The 14,313-nt window shown below is 69.0% G+C and carries 14 protein-coding genes and 1 tRNA gene; 9 read left to right on the plus strand and 6 right to left on the minus strand.

Annotated elements, in window-relative coordinates; translation table 11 throughout:
• Positions 1-7 precede the first annotated feature (7 nt).
• Both ACTWPW_RS07545 and ACTWPW_RS07550 read right to left on the minus strand, forming a co-directional pair.
• On the minus strand, positions 8-331 hold the full coding sequence (locus ACTWPW_RS07545; RefSeq protein WP_375110347.1) for a rhodanese-like domain-containing protein: 324 nt from the start codon (positions 329-331) through the stop codon (positions 8-10).
• Positions 328-747, minus strand: coding sequence for a winged helix-turn-helix transcriptional regulator (locus ACTWPW_RS07550; protein ID WP_375110348.1), 420 nt, complete (start codon positions 745-747; stop codon positions 328-330). Before ACTWPW_RS07550 ends, ACTWPW_RS07545 begins: the two co-directional genes overlap by 4 nt.
• 130 nt (positions 748-877) lie before the next feature.
• Here ACTWPW_RS07550 and ACTWPW_RS07555 point away from each other — a divergent pair, with 130 nt between their 5' ends.
• Positions 878-2,251, plus strand: coding sequence for an MFS transporter (locus ACTWPW_RS07555; protein ID WP_443168268.1), 1,374 nt, complete (start codon positions 878-880; stop codon positions 2,249-2,251).
• Here ACTWPW_RS07555 and ACTWPW_RS07560 read toward each other — a convergent pair.
• Positions 2,244-3,122 (minus strand): Fpg/Nei family DNA glycosylase, encoded by an 879-nt coding sequence (locus tag ACTWPW_RS07560; RefSeq protein ID WP_443168269.1) that lies wholly within the window; start codon positions 3,120-3,122, stop codon positions 2,244-2,246. The two genes, ACTWPW_RS07555 and ACTWPW_RS07560, sit on opposite strands and share 8 nt — an antisense overlap.
• Before the next feature lie 42 nt (positions 3,123-3,164).
• Positions 3,165-3,770: a TenA family protein gene (locus tag ACTWPW_RS07565; RefSeq protein ID WP_375110351.1), complete on the minus strand. Its 606-nt coding sequence runs from the start codon at positions 3,768-3,770 to the stop codon at positions 3,165-3,167.
• Positions 3,771-3,793: 23 nt separating this feature from the next.
• On the opposite strand from ACTWPW_RS07565, the gene ACTWPW_RS07570 reads away from it, so the two are divergent.
• Complete coding sequence (locus ACTWPW_RS07570; RefSeq protein ID WP_375110352.1) at positions 3,794-4,447, plus strand: GOLPH3/VPS74 family protein; 654 nt, start codon at positions 3,794-3,796, stop codon at positions 4,445-4,447.
• A 10-nt stretch (positions 4,448-4,457) separates the two neighbouring features.
• Here the strand turns inward: ACTWPW_RS07570 and ACTWPW_RS07575 are convergent, their stop codons facing one another.
• The gene (locus ACTWPW_RS07575; RefSeq protein ID WP_375110353.1) at positions 4,458-5,723 is read right to left on the minus strand and encodes an LCP family protein; all 1,266 of its coding nucleotides are present in this window, start codon (positions 5,721-5,723) and stop codon (positions 4,458-4,460) included.
• A 244-nt stretch (positions 5,724-5,967) separates the two neighbouring features.
• Here ACTWPW_RS07575 and ACTWPW_RS07580 point away from each other — a divergent pair, with 244 nt between their 5' ends.
• Together ACTWPW_RS07580 and ACTWPW_RS07585 are read left to right on the plus strand one after the other, a co-directional pair.
• Positions 5,968-7,317: a hemolysin family protein gene (locus ACTWPW_RS07580; protein ID WP_375110354.1), complete on the plus strand. Its 1,350-nt coding sequence runs from the start codon at positions 5,968-5,970 to the stop codon at positions 7,315-7,317.
• Entirely contained in the window at positions 7,314-8,330 is a 1,017-nt protein-coding gene (locus tag ACTWPW_RS07585) for a hemolysin family protein (RefSeq protein ID WP_375110355.1), read from the plus strand. The genes ACTWPW_RS07580 and ACTWPW_RS07585 overlap by 4 nt, the downstream gene beginning before the upstream one ends.
• 318 nt (positions 8,331-8,648) lie before the next feature.
• On the opposite strand, the gene ACTWPW_RS07590 is transcribed toward ACTWPW_RS07585, so the two are convergent.
• A tRNA-Leu gene (locus tag ACTWPW_RS07590) sits at positions 8,649-8,731 on the minus strand.
• A gap of 199 nt (positions 8,732-8,930) precedes the next feature.
• On the opposite strand from ACTWPW_RS07590, the gene ACTWPW_RS07595 reads away from it, so the two are divergent.
• Genes ACTWPW_RS07595 through ACTWPW_RS07615 form a run of 5 tightly spaced genes read left to right on the plus strand, consistent with a single transcriptional unit; the run spans position 8,931 to position 14,303 of the window.
• Positions 8,931-9,671, plus strand: a complete 741-nt coding sequence (locus tag ACTWPW_RS07595; RefSeq protein ID WP_043619792.1) for an FhaA domain-containing protein — start codon at positions 8,931-8,933, stop codon at positions 9,669-9,671.
• A gap of 17 nt (positions 9,672-9,688) precedes the next feature.
• A complete protein-coding gene (locus ACTWPW_RS07600; RefSeq protein ID WP_364111383.1) occupies positions 9,689-10,159 on the plus strand; it encodes an FHA domain-containing protein FhaB/FipA in 471 nt (156 codons plus the stop codon).
• Positions 10,156-11,457 carry a Stp1/IreP family PP2C-type Ser/Thr phosphatase gene (locus ACTWPW_RS07605; RefSeq protein WP_375110356.1) on the plus strand — a complete coding sequence of 434 codons (1,302 nt, stop codon included), beginning with the start codon at positions 10,156-10,158 and terminating at the stop codon, positions 11,455-11,457. The genes ACTWPW_RS07600 and ACTWPW_RS07605 overlap by 4 nt, the downstream gene beginning before the upstream one ends.
• Positions 11,458-12,846: an FtsW/RodA/SpoVE family cell cycle protein gene (locus tag ACTWPW_RS07610; RefSeq protein WP_443168270.1), complete on the plus strand. Its 1,389-nt coding sequence runs from the start codon at positions 11,458-11,460 to the stop codon at positions 12,844-12,846.
• The gene (locus ACTWPW_RS07615; protein WP_443168271.1) at positions 12,843-14,303 is read left to right on the plus strand and encodes a peptidoglycan D,D-transpeptidase FtsI family protein; all 1,461 of its coding nucleotides are present in this window, start codon (positions 12,843-12,845) and stop codon (positions 14,301-14,303) included. The genes ACTWPW_RS07610 and ACTWPW_RS07615 overlap by 4 nt, the downstream gene beginning before the upstream one ends.
• The last annotated feature ends 10 nt before the right edge of the window (positions 14,304-14,313 follow it).

Raw genomic sequence — 14,313 nt, forward strand, 5'->3', positions numbered from 1 at the left:
CGCCGCCTCATGCCACGAAGGGCTCCTGGCCCGTCTCGCTGACCATCGGCCGGCGCGCGGACTCCCACGACTGCATGCCGCCCCCGACGTTGACCGCGTCGCGCCCGAGCTGGTTGAGCCAGGCCGCGACCTGCAGCGAACGGCCGCCCACCCGGCACACGACGTAGACCGTCCGGTCGCCGGGCACCTCGTCGACCCGGCCCTGGATCTGCGTCATGGGGATGTGCACGGCTTCGGGCGCGTGCCCGGCCAGCCATTCGTCCTGCTCGCGGACGTCGAGCAGGTAAGCGTCGGCGGGAACGGCGTTGGCCTCGATCTCAGGAACGGTCATGGCTCCATCATCTCGCGCCGCGAGTCGTAGGCCGCACGCGCCTCCGCGATCTCCGCCTGATGCTCCTCGGTCCACGTGACCAGGGACTTGATGGTCTGGTGCAGCGTACGGCCGAGCGGCGTCAGCGCGTAGTCCACCCGGGGCGGCACCACGGGGTGAACCGTGCGGGTGACCAGGCCGTCGCGTTCGAGCTGGCGCAGGGTGACGCTGAGCATGCGCTGGCTGACGCCGTCGATCTCGCGGCGGAGCTGGGTGAAGCGCAGGCTCTGGCAGTCGAGCAGGGCGATCACCAGCAGCGACCACTTGTCCGCGATGCGGTCGAGGATCTGCCGGACCTCGCAGTCCTCGCGGGTGTCCCACTGGCGTACGTCGTAGTCGTCGTCCACGGTGCCTTCGCAGTAACTGAGTGATCTCAAAGTGCCGTCTTCCACGACATTTCATCCTGGCCCATGATGTGGACGGTTACAAGAGAGAACCGACATGCCGAGAAGTAACCGGGGGTTTGTTGTGTCTGTGCCCGCCCGTTCCTGGGGCGTACTGATCGTTTTGTGCGGTGCCATCTTCCTGGAGGGCATCGACGTGGCCATGCTGAACGTCGCCCTCCCGTCCATCCGGGCCGACCTCGGGCTTTCCACCAGCATGCTGAGCGGGGTCGTCAGCGCGTACGTGCTGGGGTACGGCGGTTTCATGCTGCTCGGCGGCCGGGCGGCCGACCTGCTGGGCCGGCGGCGGATGTTCCTGCTCTGGCTGGTGGTGTTCCTGCTCTTCTCCGGTCTCGGCGGCTTCGCGACCGAGGGCTGGGTGCTGCTGCTGGCCAGGTTCGTCACGGGGGTGGCCGCCGCGTTCATGACCCCGGCCGGCCTGTCTCTGATCACCACGAACTTCCCCGAGGGCAGGCAGCGCAACCGGGCCCTGCTCATCTACGCGGGCACGGCGGCGGGCGGGTTCGCGCTCGGGCTGGTGATCGGCGGCCTGCTGACCGCGATCGGCTGGCGCTGGGTGTTCTTCGCCCCCGTTCTGCTCTCGCTGGTCATCCTGCTGGCCGCGATCCCCCTGCTCAAGGAGCCGGCCACGGCCCGCCCCGCGGTGCGGGGGTTCGACGTGGCGGGCGCGGTGAGCATCACGGGGGCGATGATGCTGCTGGTCTACGGTGTCGTACGCCTGGAGCACCCGTCCGACGGCCTGCCCCTGACCGTGGCGGTCTTCGCCGCCGGCCTGGCGCTGGTCGCGGCCTTCGTCGCCGTCGAGCGCCGCTCCGCCGTCCCGCTGGTCCGTCTCGGCATCCTGCGCTCGGGCCCGCTCGTCCGGGCCAACCTGACGGCCGCCCTGCTCACGGCCTCGTTCTTCGGCTTCCAGTTCCTGGTCACGCTCTACCTCCAGGAGTTGCGCGGCTGGTCCACCATCCAGACGGGCCTGGCCCTGCTGGCGGCCGCCGCCGACGTGGTGCTCGCGCCCACGCTCACGCCGTGGCTGGTCAACCGGTTCGGCAACGCCAAGGTCGTGCTCGGTGGCCTGCTGTCGGGCCTGCTGGCGTACGCGCTGTTCCTCGGGGTGGGCCTGGACTGGGCGTACGCGGCGATGCTGCCGTCGATGCTGCTGATCGGCCTGATGTTCGCCTTCGTCTACGGCCCGCTGACGATCGTGGCCACGGACGGCATCGCCGAGCACGAGCAGGGCCTGGCCGGCGGGCTGATCAACTCCTCGTTCCAGTTCGGGGCGGCCCTGGGCCTGTCCCTGGTGACCGCGGTCAACGTGGCCGCCCTGGGCACGGCGACGGGCGCCGAGGCGGGCCTGGCCGCGATGCGGACGGCCCTGGTGGTGCCCGTGACGGCGACCCTGCTGGCCGCGATCATCGCCGCCGCCGGCCTGCGTTCCCGGGTCCGCGACGAGAACCGGGTGCTGAGCGGCAGCGCTACTTGAGCAGCTTGGACAGGCGGCGGTCGGCCAGCGGCTTGCCGCCTGTCTGGCACGTGGGGCAGTACTGCAGCGATGAGTCGGCGAACGAGACCTCGCGGATCGTGTCGCCGCACACGTCGCAGGGCTGTCCCGCACGGTTGTGGACGCGCAGCCCCGACTTCTTCTCCGCCTTGAGGTCCTTGGCCGCCAGCCCGTGCGCGCGCTCGACGGCGTCTCTCAGCGTGGTCACGATGGCCTCGTGCAGGTCGGCGACCTGCGCGTCGGTCAGCGTCGCGGCGATCTTGAACGGGGACATCTTCGCCGCGTGCAGGACCTCGTCCGAATAGGCGTTGCCGATGCCCGCGATGATCTTCTGGTCGCGCAGCAGCCCCTTGATCTGGGTGCGGTTGCCGCCCACGATGTGCTTGAGCGCGTCGACGGTGAACGTATCGGCCAGGGGGTCGGGGCCGAGGGCGGCGATGCCGGGGACATCGTCCGGATTTTTCGTGACGTAGACGGCGAGCCGCTTCTGCGTCCCCGCCTCGGTCAGCTCGAACCCGGGCGCCAGGCCCTCCTCGTCGGGCGCCAGCCTGACCCGCACCGCCAGCGGCCCCTTGCCCGGGCGCACCGGCTTGGCGCCCGAGAGGTCGTCGCGCCAGCGCAGCCACCCCGCGCGGGCCAGGTGGATGACCAGGTGCAGGCCGTCGCAGTCGAGGTCGAGGAACTTGCCGTGCCTGGTCACGCCGGTGACGGTCAGCCCGCCGAGCGCCGTGACCGGCGGGTCGAACGTCTTGAGCGCCTGGAAGGCGACCACGTCGACCCCCAGGATCGTGCGGCCCACCGCCCGCTCGCGCAGGAAGTGGGTGAGAGACTCCACTTCGGGAAGTTCGGGCATGCCACCAGACTACGGTGCCGGGTACGGTGCCGGCCGTACTGTCTAGGGCACGTCCCAGAAGGCCAGCTCGTGTGCCATCCCCGCCGCGAACAGGGCCTCGGCACGCGCCGGGTCGGGATCGGCCTCGTCGATCATCTGCGCGATCCGCACGGTGAGCGCCTCGAACCCGGGGTCGGCGTACGTGTCCACCCAGGCCCGATATCTCGGCTCAGCGGGCGGATTCTCCGCCAAAATCCGCCCAAGACTCGAATATCCCCACATGCACGGATAAAGCGCCGCCAACCCCTCCCCGTACGACCCCGCCGACTCCAGCAGGAACGCCGTGTACGCCGCGCACGCCGGCCCCTTCACCGCCCCCTCCAGATCGGCCCCGAACTCCGCCGACATCGTCCGGTGCAGCCTCAGCTCGTCGTGGTACGTGGTGTGCGCCAGATCCACGAGATCGCCCAGATGCGCCGCGGGCGCCTGCCAGGCCAGCCGGGCGAACACCCGCACGTAGTCCAGCAGGAACAGGTAGTCCTGCTCCAGCCACGACCGGAACACCGGCTCGGGCAGGTCACCGCGCCCGATCCCGGCCACCGTGGGGTGCTCGATCTGGGCCTGGAGCAGCGGGCGCCCGATGGCGTGCAACTTTTCGGAGATGGTCATGGCTGGGAGGTTAGTGTCGAAGCATGACGGTGACGATCGCCGAGGAGCTCCTCCTCCTGGCCCACAGCGAAGACCAGGGCAAGCCGCTGATCAGCGCCATCCAGCTCGATCCTGCCCTCGCCGGCGCGATCCTGGCCGAGCTGGCCGTCCACGACCGGGTGGAGCTGTCGAAGAAGAAGCTGGCGGTCAAGGACCCGACCCCGCTGGGTGACGAGGAGCTCGACGCCGCCCTGGCCCTCATCACCGCCAAGGGCGGCACCAGGAACCCGGCCTGGTGGGTGCAGAAGCTGCAGTCGGGCAAGCTGCGCAACCGCCTGCTGACCCGCCTCGCCGCATCCGGCGTGCTGACGGAGGAGCGGGTCAAGGTGATGGGCATCTTCCCTGTCTCGCGCTGGCCGGAGGCCCACCCCGGGGTCGAGGCGAACGTCAGGGAGCGGGTCTCCGCCGTCCTGGCGGGCGCCGACCCCGACGCCCGCACGGCCGTCCTGATCGCGATCACGCACGCGGCCAAGCTGGACCGCAAGGCGTTCCCCGGCGCCGACAAGGCGCGCATCAAGGAGATCGCCGAGGGCGCCTGGGCGGCCGACGCGGTGGCCAAGACCATCGCCGCCATCAACGCCGCCGCCATGGTCGCCGTCACCGCGGCGGCCACGGCAGGGGCCGCCGGCAGTAGCTGACGAAACCGGCTCAGCCGGCGTCCACGACCTCCTTGGGCACCGGCTTGTCCTCCTTCAGGGCGTTGAACAGCGCCAGGGCCTTCGCCCGGTCCCACTTGACGGCCGTGCCACCGGCGGGGATGACCTCGTTCCCGCCGAACGGCACGACCGTGGTCACCGGGCTGTCACCCATGGCCAGCCCCAGCGAGAGCATGTTGAACACGCCCGTGCCCGAGTCGACCACGACCGCGTCCGTGGCGCTCATCGCCAGCGGGATCGCGGTGAACGGGTTGAGCAGCACTCCCGGGCTGGCCGCCTTCTTCACGACCGCGCCGAGGAACTGCCGCTGCCGCTTGGTCCGCTCGAAGTCGGGCAGCGCGCCACCCTTGCGGGTGCGTACGTATCCGAGGGCCTGGCCGCCGGTGAGCAGCTGCGTGCCCTTCTTGAGCTTGAGGCCCGCCTTGGGGTCGTCCACGGCCGCGCGGACGTTGATCTCGACCCCGCCGACGGCGTCCACGATCTCGACGAACCCGGCGAAGCCGATCTCCATGTAGTTGTCCACATGCACCCCGGTGACCGTCTCGACGGTGCGGACCAGGAGCTTGGGGCCGCCGATGGCGTAGGCGGAGTTGAGCTTGTCGCGCCCCTTGCCCGGGATGGTGACCGCCGAGTCGCGCGGCAGGCTGACCAGGGTCGGCTTGTCGCTGCCCTCGGGGATGTGCAGCAGCATCATCGAGTCCGTACGCTGCCCGGCGGCCCGGCCGGTGGCCAGCTTCCTGCGCTGGGCGGCGGTCAGGCCCTTGCGGCTGTCGGAGCCGACGAGCAGCCAGTTGGTGCCCGGGGTGTCGGCGGGCCGGCCCGTGTAGTCGTCGAGCACGCCGTCGATGCCCGACAGCCTGGAGTCGATCCAGAAGACCAGGCCCACGGCGGCCACCAGCACCACCACCAGGAACCCGGCGACGATCGTCAGGATGGTCTTCCCCGACGGTCGCTTGCGCGGCCCCCGCGGCCCCTTCGGGGTGGGCTCGCCACGCGACTTCAACGGCTTGACGGGGCTGCTGCCGGCGCGTTCCCGGCCGTACACCCGCGAGCTGCCCCTGGGCGGCTCCGCCCCGGGTGGGGCTTCCGCGGGAATCGGGGAGGCGGCGGGAAGCTTGTGCGTGGGTGCTCCCGGCCCTCCGGCGGGCATCCGGTGCGCGGGCGCGCCCCCGGAACGCAGGCCGTCACCAGGCCGTGGTGGCAGCGGGCGGCCGTCGCCTGGCGAGCGCATGGCTCGTGTCCGGTCGTCCTCGGTCACTTCGCCTTCTTCCCTTCGCTTTGTCATAAACGCTACGTCCAACCCCCCAGCAGTGAAGACGTTCCGCCAAGGTTTTCCCACGGAAAAGTACGCGGAACCAGCGGAGAGTCACTGCGGAAACATAGATGCCACCAGCATCGTTACGGTTATGGACGACCTCTATCGAAGGGATGATCGTGTCCGATCCGGACCCCTGGAGTCTTCGCCCGTGCTCTGGCACGGGTTCCTCTGAGGGCTCACCACGGTGAGCGCCTATCTCGGGCTGCTGGCCCTCCTGCTCCTCACCGCGGCGACCGGCTACTTCGTCGCCCAGGAATTCGCCTTCGTCGCCGCCGACCGCGGCCTGCTTCGTGAGCAGGCCGCCGCGGGTGACGCCGCCGCCGCGAAGGCGCTCCAGGTGACCTCGCGCCTGTCCTTCATGCTCTCCGGCGCCCAGCTGGGCATCACGGTCACGGCACTGCTGGTCGGTTTCCTGGCCGAGCCCGCGATCGCCACCCTCGTACGGCCGTGGCTGACCGACGCGGGCTTGTCCGACGCCATGGTCACCGGCATCTCGGTGGCGCTGGGCGTCTTCGTGGCGACCGTCGTGCAGATGGTCTTCGGCGAGCTGGCCCCGAAGAACCTGGGCATCGCCAGGCCGGAGCCGGTGGCCAAGTTCCTGGCCGGTTCGACGCTGGTCTACCTCGCGGTCGTGGGCCCGGTGGTGCGGCTGTTCGACTCGGCCGCCACGGGCCTGCTCAGGCGCGTCGGCATCGAGCCCATCGAGGAGGTGGAGCACGGCGCCACCCCTGAGGAGCTCTCCCGCATCATCGCGGAGTCGACCCAGGCCGGCGAGCTGCCACCGAGACTTTCCGACCTCCTCGAACGAGCCCTGGAGTTCGGCGACCGCACGGCGGAGGAGATCATGGTCCCGCGCCCCCGTGTCGTGGTCCTGCGGGCCTCCCAGCCCATCTCTGACCTCCTCGACGCCATGCGCACCCGCGGCCACTCCCGCTACCCGGTCCTCGGCGACGACGGGGACGTGGTGGGCGTGACAGGCGTCCGCGAGCTCCTGGCCTCGGGCCTGGACGAGGGCCGCATCGCCACCATCACCCGCCCCGCGCTCCTGGTCCCCGACTCGGTCCCGCTGCCGGCGGTCCTGGACCGGATGCGAGCGTCGAAGGACGACATAGCCTGCGTCATGGACGAGTACGGCGGCCTAGCGGGCGTCATCACCGTCGAGGACCTGGCGGAAGAGCTGGTCGGCGAGCTGGTGGACGAGAACGACCCGGAGCCGGCCGGCGCGGTGGAGCACCCCGGTGGCATCTGGGAGGTCCCGGGCCGGCTGCGCCTGGACGAGGTCGAACGCGCGACGGGCATCGCGCTCCCGGAGAGCGGCGACTACGACACCCTCGCCGGCCTGGTCCTGGCCAGGCTGGGCAGGATGCCGAACGCCGGCGACACGATCACGGTCCCGGTGACCCCGGAAACGGATCCGTTCACCCAGGACACCGGTGAGCACCTGGCGGAGCTGACAGTGATGTCGCTGAACCGCAGGGTCCCCGAGTGGGTCCGCCTGACACCGGTCCAGCACGCGGAGGCGACCCGCCGATGACCATGATCATCCTCAGCCTCGCCCTCCTGGCGTTCAACGCCCTCTTCGTGGCGGCCGAGTTCGCCTTCGTCTCCTCACGGCGCCACCGCCTGGAGGAGATGGCGGTGGGCGGCAACCGCCTGGTCAGGCTGGCCGCGAAATCGGCCGCCGGCGGCAGCCGCCAGCTCTCCCTGATGCTCGCGGGCGCCCAGCTGGGCATCACCCTGTGCACCCTGGGCCTGGGCCAGGTGACAGAGCCGGCGATCGAGCACTACCTGGAGCCGGTCTTCGCCGCGATAGGGATCCCGGAGGCCATGCGCGTACCGATCGCCCTGGTGATAGCCCTGGCGTTGGTCACGTTCCTGCACATGGTCATCGGCGAGATGGCCCCCAAGTCATGGGCGCTGACCCACCCGGAGCGCGCGGCGTTGCTGCTGACCTTCCCGTTCAGGGCCTTCACCACGGCGATGCGCCCCTTGCTCTCGGCCCTGAACGCCCTGACCAACCTCATCCTCCACCTCTTCGGCGTCCAGCCGAGGGACGAACTGGCCACCACGAGAACCCCTCGCCAGCTGGCCATGCTGGTGGGCGAATCAGGCCGGATGGGCCTCCTGGACAGGGAGGAGCACGACCTCCTGACCAGAGCCCTGAGGCTGGACGACGAGGGCATAGAACGCCTGATGGTCCCCATAGACCAGGCGACGAAGGTCCCTCTGACCGCGACGGCGGCCCAGATCAGATCCACCGCAGCGGGCAGCACCCACCTGAGGCTCCTGGTGGAGGGCCCGACAGGCGTGGAGGGCGCCCTGCACGCCCGAGACGCCCTCCTGAACCCCTCGAGCAAGGCGAGCGACCTGTCGCGGCCCCTGCCGAAGCTCCCCTGCACCACCCAGGTCCCGGAAGCAGTGACGATCTTGCAGGAGCAGAGATCCCACCTGGCTTTGGTGACGAATCAGGAGAAGACAGTCATCGGAATGGTGAGCCTCACCGACCTGGTGGGCGAACTACTGGACACAAGAGCGGCTGTGACCTAAAACACAGAGGGCCGGGCAGGACGCAAGTGCCAAGAAACCACCTTGCAACCACCCGGCCCTACAGTCCGAAGGGCGGCCACAGCCGTTACCAACAGGTTCTTGAAAAGAAAGACCCGCACCCTTGCGATCCGCCCAGCACTTCGCCAAGCTGCCAAGGACGCAACCGCGAGGGTGTGTCGGGGGGTCTGGGGGCGAAACTCCCCAGGAGCGCCAGCGACAAACGCTGGGGGTCCGGGGGTCATCCCCCGGATGGATATGACGAGGGGACCCGAGGAAGCAAGCCATAAGGCTTGCGACCAAGAGTCCCCAGTCACCGAGTGGGCGAGGAGGGATTTGAACCCTCACGTCCTTTCGGACACACGGACCTGAACCGTGCGCGTCTGCCGTTCCGCCACCCGCCCTTGTGGGTGCGGAAAGAACATTAGCACGGAACAGCCACTGGTACTGAACCCGGATACGATCGCATAAGACACGGGAGCGGAGGAGCTGGGCGCGACTGCCGACGAGCGCCAGGGACACCGTCCCGTGGAACGGGCGGAAACCGGGCGCCGGAAGCGTCTGGGGGCCGCGATCATATGCACGGAGGAAGGGAGGTACCCGGTGGGAGTCCTTCAGCGCTTCGAGCGAAGGCTCGAAGGCTTGGTTGAGGGAGCCTTTGCGCGGGCGTTCAAATCTGACCTTCAGCCGGTCGAGGTCGCCAGCGCGGTTCAGCGGGAGATGGATGAGCGTGCGGCGATCGTCGCTCAAGGTCGCACGCTCGTGCCCAACGACTTCGTGGTTGAGCTGTCCACGACCGACAGCGAACGGCTTGAGGTCTACGCCGACAGCATCAGCCACGAACTGGCCAACCTCGCCAGGGAGTACGCCAAGGAGCAGGGCTACTCCTTCGTGGGACCGGTCCGGGTCCGCTTCGAGACCGCCGGCGATCTGGCTGTGGGCTTGTTCCGCATCCGGTCGGGGGTCATCCGCGGCGCGACGGTCGAGCAGGACGAGATCCGCCAGCCGGCGAGCGACCTGCCTCCGTCGAGACCGCACGCGTTCAACGGGCGGCCGCGGCTGCTCGTCTCCACCCAGGACGACCCGCAGGGTGACCGCTCTTACGAGCTGACCACTCCGGTGACCTTGCTCGGCAGGGGCACCGACTGCGATCTTCGTCTGGTCGATCCCGGCGTTTCGCGGCACCACGCGGAGCTACGCGTCGAGGGCCAGCTCGTGGTCCTGGTCGATCTGGGGTCGACGAACGGTACTTTTGTCAATGGCCAGCCGGTACGCAGGATCGAGCTCCAGAACGGCACGCGAGTGACTCTGGGGCGTACGACTCTGGTGTTCCGGCGCGATTAGGGGTAGACAGACGGTCCATGTCCGAGCTCACGCTGCTGCTGATCCGGCTCGCTTTCCTGGCGGTGCTGTGGTTCTTCGTCATTGCCGCAGTCGGCGTGATCCGGACTGACTTGTTCGGTTCACGCACGGCTTCCGCGGGTGCACGCAAAGCCGTGAAACCCGCCAAACCGGTGGCCAAGCCCAAGAGCAAAAAGGGCGAGCCACGCCAGCTCATCGTTACGGGTGGCCCTCTCCAAGGCACCACCATTAACCTCACGGAGACGCCCATCACCATTGGCCGGGCCAATGACGCCACGCTGGTAGTCACCGACGACTACGCTTCCAGCCGGCATGCCCGGCTCTTCCCTCAGGACGGTCAATGGATCGTGGAAGATCTTGGGTCCACCAACGGCACGTATCTCGACCGCTCGAAAGTCACCCGCCCGACCCCGGTGCCGCTCGGTGTTCCGATCCGCGTCGGCAAGACAGTCATTGAATTGCGCAAATGACCATCGCACTCCGCTACGCCGCCCGCTCGGACGTCGGCCTCCTCCGCGAAGGGAACGAGGACTCGGCGTACGCTAGCGGCCGCCTGCTCGCTGTCGCCGACGGCATGGGCGGGCACGCACACGGCGAGGTGGCGAGCTCAGTCGCCATCGCCGCCATGGCCTCTCTGGAAGAGGCCCAACAGGGGGGTGACCTGCTCAACGCCATCGAGGCAGCGGTACGCGACGCCAACCGCAAGCTGCACGAAATGGTGGGGCGGGATCCCAGCCTCAAAGGCATGGGCACGACTCTCACGGCCATGCTCTGGCACGGCACCCAGGTCGCCCTGGTGCACGTCGGCGACTCGCGCGCCTACCTGCTCAGACGCGGGGAGCTCTACCAGATCACGCATGACCACACGCTGGTGCAGCAACTCGTCGACGACGGGCGCATCACGCCGGAAGAGGCGGCCACACATCCGCAGCGCTCGATCCTGCTGCGCGCGCTCGACGGAAGCGGCGAGGTCGATCCCGATCTCACGCTCCGCGAGGCGCAGGTGGGCGATCGCTACCTGCTGTGTTCCGACGGCCTGTCCGGTGTGGTGAGCGCGGAGACGCTGCACGCCACGCTCACCAACATCGACGACCCGGAGGAGGTCGTCCGCCAGCTCATCGACCTGGCGAACAGGGGTGGCGGGCCCGACAACATCACCTGTGTCCTGGCCGACGTGCTGGAGATCACCGATGGGCAGCTGGTGCCCGTGGAGGCCGCCGTCGTCGGCGCTGCGGGAATGAACCGGCTGCGCGGGAACCCGCAGGACACCTCGCCGGGGCGAGCCGGCGCGGTGACCGCACCCCAGCCGGTGCTCACCGACGACGAATTCGATGAGCCGGTCGCCGAGACGGCGCCCCGGCGGTCCCGGAAGCGTCGTCGAGTGTGGCCCGTGCTGGTCACCGTGCTCGGCATAGGCATCGTCGGCGCCGGCGTCGGCGGTTACTTTGGATACCAGTGGACTCAGGACCAGTTCTTCGTCGGCGCTAGGGGCGACGAAGTGGTCGTGTACCAGGGGATCAAGAGGGAGGTGGGTCCGTTCCCGCTCTTCCACGTCTCCAAGCCCACGGGCAAGCAGCTCTCCCAGCTGTCCGAGGCCGACCAGGCGCTGATCAAGAGCGGCATTCCCGTCACCACCCTCGCCGAAGGCATCACGAGGATCAACAGCTTGAAGTTCTCCCAGGAAACGAAGGACGACAGCGAGACCTCCACGGGGGCGAGCGCGACCCCCACGCCCACCGCCACCGCGACCAAGACGAAACAGCAGTAGATGAGCGAAGTCGCCGTCTCCCCCGTCCCGATGCCGGCCAAACGGCGCGGGGCTCAGCTGGTCATGCTCGCGCTCGCGGTGCTGATCGTCATGGGCGCGTACGCGAACGTGGGCCTGGCGATGGACGGCCAGGTGCCCGCGGGCATGCTGACGTACGGCCTGAGCCTGGGCGGTCTGATGCTGGCCGCCTACCTGGTGCTCGCCAAGTTCGCCCCGTGGGCCGATCCGCTGATCCTGCCGCTGGTGACGCTGGTCAACGGCATCGGCCTGGTGATGATCTACCGGCTGGAGAACTCCGGCTCCAGGATGCAGGCGGGCGCCTCGGCCACCAACCAGATCATCATGACCGGCATCGGCGTGGTGCTCTTCGCCGTGACGCTGCTGGTGCTGCGCGACCACCGCACGCTGCAGCGGCTGACCTACACGGCCGGGCTGATCGGCGTCGTGCTGCTCATCTCGCCGCTGGTGCCGGGGCTGGGCAAGGAGATCAACGGCGCGCGCATCTGGATCGGGTTCGGCGCCGCCACGATCCAGCCGGCCGAGTTCGCCAAGATCGCGCTGGTCATCTTCTTCGCCGGCTATCTGGTCGCCAAGCGTGACGTGCTGGCGCTGGCCGGGCGGCGGCTGCTCTTCATCGACCTGCCCCGGGCCCGCGACCTCGGTCCGGTGCTGATCACCTGGGCGATCGCCATCGGCGTGCTGGTGCTGCAGAAGGACCTGGGCTCGTCGCTGCTGCTGTTCGGCGGCTTCGTGGTGATGCTCTACGTCGCCACCCAGCGCACCTCGTGGGTGCTGATCGGCATCCTGCTGTTCGTCGGCGGCGCGTTCCTGGCCGGGCAGATCTTCTCCCACGTGGGCGACCGCTTCGACGTCTGGCTCAACCCGGGTGCGAGCGAATACTACGATCGCGCGTTCGGCGGCAGCTTCCAGATCATGCAGGGCCTGTTCGGCCTCGGGGCGGGCGGCATCCTGGGCACCGGCCTGGGGCAGGGTCACCCCGACCTGATCCCGCTGGCCTTCTCCGACTTCATCTTCAGCGCCACCGGCGAGGAGCTCGGCCTGACCGGGCTGATGGCGATCCTGATGATCTACGCGCTGATCGTCCAGCGTGGCCTGCGCACCTCGCTCGCGGCCCGCGACCCCTACTCGAAGCTTCTGGCGGGCGGCCTGTCGTTCATCCTGGCCTGGCAGGTGTTCATCATCGTCGGCGGCGTGACCAACCTCATCCCGCTGACCGGCCTGGTGACCCCGTTCATGTCCCAGGGCGGCTCGGCGCTGCTCGCTAACTGGATCCTTATCGCGCTCCTGGTACGAACGTCAGATGCCGCGAGACGCCCCCCACCCCAGGCGATCCAGAACGAAGGACTGACGCAGGTGTTCCAGCGATGAACGGCACCCTGAAGCGCGTGGCCGTGGCCTGCCTGGCCATGTTCGCGCTCCTGATGATCAACGTGAACATCGTCCAGGCCGTGCGGTCCGAGGGGCTGCGTACCGACGCGCGCAACACCCGCAACTACTACGACCGCTACGCCATCGAGCGCGGCCGCATCACGGCCGGCGGCAAGGTGATCGCGCAGTCCGTCGAGACGGACAGCAACAACTTCCGGTTCGTCAGGAAATACGCCGAGGGCAAGCTCTACGCGCACGTCACCGGCTTCTTCTCGCCGGAGAGCGCGAGCGCGATCGAGGGCACCGAGAACAAGCTGCTCGACGGCTCCAGCGCTGACCTGCTGCTGCGGCGGAGCATCGACCTGTTCACGGGCGAGCCCACCAAGGGCGCCAACGTCGATCTCACGATCAACCCCAAGGCGCAGAAGGCCGCCTACGACGCGCTGCGGCAGAGCGGCAGGCGCGGGGCCGTGCTGGCGCTCGACCCGAAGACCGGGGCGATCCTGGCGATGGTGTCGCTGCCCACGTACGACCCCGCGGAGCTGTCCGGCACCGAGAAGGACCCGGTCTTCAAGCGCTATGACGAGCTGGCCAAGGACAAGAGCCAGCCGCTGCTCAACCGCACCATCGGCCAGACATACCCGCCCGGGTCGACGTTCAAGGTCGTGACGGCGGCGGCGTTCCTGGAGGACGACCCCTCGCGCGGCCCCGACACCACGGTGGAGGCCCCGCAGCGGCTGCCGCTGCCCAACACCAACATCAGCCTGCCCAACTACGGCGGCGCGGCCTGCGGCAGCGGCCAGGTCACCCTGATCTACGCGCTGGAGAGGTCCTGCAACACGCCCTTCGGTTCGATGGGCATGGAGCTGGGCTACGCCAAGATGAACGAGCAGACCGAGAAGTTCGGCATGGGCGAGCCGCTCGCCGTGCCGATGTCGGTGGCCGCGAGCGACTTCGGTCCCGAGGAGGACAAGGCGGCCCTGGCGATGGCCTCGATCGGGCAGCGCAGCAACCGGATGACGCCGCTGCAGATGGCCATGATCGCCGCGGGCATCGGCAATGACGGCACGGTGATGAAGCCGTACCTCGTCAACAAGATCACTGACGCCAAGGGCGAGACGATCGAGGAGGCCAAGCCCGATGAGCTGACCGAAGCGGTCAGTTCCGAGACGGCGGGCAAGTTGCGCGAGATGATGGTGAGCGTCGTGAACAACGGCACCGCCAACCTGGCGCAGGTCCCAGGCGTCCAAGTAGCGGGTAAGACAGGCACTGCGGAGACCTCGAACGGGCAGCCTCCGCACGCCTGGTTCATCTCCTTCGCGCCCGCCGAGGACCCGAAGGTGGCCCTCGCGGTCATCGTCGAGTCCGGAGCGGCCAAGGTCGGCGCGGAGGCGACCGGCGGGCACACCGCCGCGCCGATCGCAAAGGCCGTGCTGGAGGCGGTGCTGAACAAGTGAGTGACGGTAA

This window comes from Nonomuraea sp. KM90 (assembly GCF_052246675.1).
GTDB lineage: Bacteria > Actinomycetota > Actinomycetes > Streptosporangiales > Streptosporangiaceae > Nonomuraea.